A 2,653-nucleotide genomic window follows, 5' to 3' on the forward strand; every position below is an offset into this window, starting at 1 on the left:
GAAGGTCGACCACCAGATCACGATCGCGGTCAGCACCCGGCGCGGTCCGTACCGATCGCCCAGCCACCCGCCGGGGATCTGGAACATCGCATAGCCGATCTGGAAGATGCCCAGCACCCAGCCCCAGGTGCGGTTCGACAGGCCGTATTCGGCCTGGATCAGCGGGCCGGTCACCGAGATCACCACCCGGTCCATATAGGTGATCATATAGGCGAGGACGGTCAACCAGAGCACCACGTGCCGCACCCGCGTCGGCCGTGCTCCCGCCGCGCCGCCCGCGGCCACCGCCATGTCGCTCATTTGACCGACGGAACCTTGCTGCCGCCAATATAGACGGCGGCGATCTTGCGGCTGTTGAGGATGTCGCGAGTGGGATCGGCGTTCAGCACGACGAAATCCGCGAGCCGGCCCGGCGCGATCAGGCCGCGGTCGTTGGTGTTCAGCCATTCGGCCGATCGGGCGGTGGCGGTGTGGATCGCCTCCGCGGGAGTGAAACCCGCCTTCACCAGCTGTTCCAGTTCCCAATGTTCCGAATAGCCCGGCAGGCGACCCGGCGGACCCGCGTCGGTGCCGAACCCGTATTTTACGCCGCCACGCGCGAGCAGCATGATATTGTCGCGTGCCTGTTCGTCGATGCGGGGCAGGGCGGGGAAGATCCGGCTGGAGGCGATGGTCTTCTCACGCGCCGGGCTCTCCAATCCGGCGATGGTCGCGGGATCGGCGGCCTGACGGAAGAACGGGTCGCGGGTGCGCGGATTGTCCGCGCCGAAGGCATAGACCGCGGCCTCGCGGCTGAGCGTGGCGGCGCCCTGCCAGACGCCCCGCGCCTTCATCGCACCGATCAGCTCGGCATCGACTGGCTGGTCGCGGACACTATGCATGAAGCCGTCGATGCCCTGCGCCACCAGTTGCTTTGCGTCGGCAAGGTAGAAGACATGGGCGAGGACGCGCTTGCCGTTGCGGTGTCCCGCATCGATGATCGCTTTGCTGATCGAATAGGGCATCTTGGGCATCGCGCCGAGTTCGTCGTCCATCCACAGTTTGATGTAGTCGACGCCCTTCTTCGCCTGCGCATCGACCTCCGCGGTCGCCTCTTCGGGGGTGGCGACCGGGTGGTTGATGCCGGGGACGCCGCCGTAACCGCCCTTGAAGACCAGACCCTGGCCCGCAGTCAGCAGGCGCGCCATCGTCTGCGGACCGGCGCGGCCGGCATCGCGGATCGCGATGATGCTGTCCTTGTCGGTGCCCATCGACTGGACGGTGGTCACACCGAACGCGGCATAGGTGCGCAGGTCCTTGCGCACGCTGTCGGGCGTGAAATATTCCTCTTTCTGAACCAGATCGCGGACGGTGCCGAAATGGACATGGAGATCGACGATCCCCGGCATCAGGAACTTGCGGCGCAGATCGACGCGCGTGGCACCGGGGGTGCGCGGTGCCTGCTTGGTGGGGCCGACCCATTTGATCACCGCATCGTCGACGATCATCGCCTGATCGGCTTTGGGCGCGGTGCCGCTGCCGTCGATCAGGGTAAAGCCGTGATACACCACCGGCGCTGCCTGCGCGCTGCCGGCGCACCCAATAGCTGCTCCTGCCAGCAATACCCATCCGAGCCGCTTCAATCGCGCCGTCATTGTCACCCTCCTTCTGCCGAGCAGCGGACCTGGTCCGTCATGCCGCTGCATGGGTCGTCTTCGCCGATCTTTCGTCAGCACCATCGACCGCAACGCCACTATGCATGCAACCATAAGCTAATGTATGCAACATCGTAATAGTCGATGCAAAGTCGGCCGCGATGAGGAGAGTATGCGTGTCGCAGGTGGGATGGAAGACCGCGGTCATGGCACTGACGATGGCGGGCGCGGCGACCGCCACGGTCGCTTCGGTCGGCGACTGGACGGGCTTCGGTGGGGACGAGGCGGGCACCCGCTATTCCGGGCTGACCCAGATCGATCCCGGCAACGTGGCGCGGCTGATCCCGGTGTGGACGTTCGAGCTGAAGCCTGCCGACAGCAGCAGCAAGCGCCTGCTGGTGAGCAACACGACGCCGCTCGCGATCGGCGGAAATCTTTACCTGGCAAGCCCCTATGGCCGGATCGTCGCGCTGGACGGCACGACCGGTGCGATCCGCTGGACATTCGGATTAACCGCCGACGACGGCATCGCGGGTCGCAGCATGGGCTATTGGCCGGGCGGGAAAGGCGCATCGGCGCGGTTGTTCTTCGGCACGCGTTCGGGGCAGCTGATCGCGCTCGATCTCGCGACGGGAAAGCCGTCGGCCGATTTCGTCCCGATCCAGCTTCGCACCGCCGAGATCATGAACGGCACCAACGGCGGCGGGTTTCCGGCGGGCTATACCTATCAGATCAACAGCGCGCCGGCGATCGCCGGCGACGTCGTCATCACCGGCGCGCGACTACAGGAATCGCCGGTGCAGGGCCCGGCTGGCGACGTACGCGGCTGGGACGCCCGCACCGGCAAGCTGCTCTGGACGTTCCATTCGGTGCCGCGCCCGGGCGAGCGCTTCCACGGTACCTGGCAGGGCGACAGCTGGGCCAAACGATCGGGCGTGAATGCGTGGAGCAGCATGTCGGTCGACGAGAAGCGCGGCATCGTGTTCGTGCCCTTCGGCGCACCCGCCTACGACCGGATC

General features: G+C 66.2%; 3 protein-coding genes. 1 reads left to right on the forward strand and 2 read right to left on the reverse strand.

All coding sequences use genetic code 11. From position 1 onward, the window contains the following. The coding region (locus tag VF649_RS00005) for an MFS transporter (protein ID WP_331009897.1) at positions 1–300 on the reverse strand (300 nt) is incomplete at its 3' end. Further along, positions 297–1,634 (reverse strand): amidohydrolase family protein, encoded by a 1,338-nt coding sequence (locus VF649_RS00010; protein ID WP_331009898.1) that lies wholly within the window; start codon positions 1,632–1,634, stop codon positions 297–299. The genes VF649_RS00010 and VF649_RS00005, both read right to left, overlap by 4 nt. A gap of 176 nt (positions 1,635–1,810) precedes the next feature. Between VF649_RS00010 and VF649_RS00015 the strand changes: the two genes are divergently transcribed. After that, a partial coding sequence (locus VF649_RS00015) for a PQQ-binding-like beta-propeller repeat protein (RefSeq protein WP_331009899.1) occupies positions 1,811–2,653 on the forward strand: 843 nt, incomplete at its 3' end.

The sequence above is a fragment of the Sphingomonas sp. genome (assembly GCF_036387535.1).
Lineage (GTDB): Bacteria > Pseudomonadota > Alphaproteobacteria > Sphingomonadales > Sphingomonadaceae > Sphingomonas_R.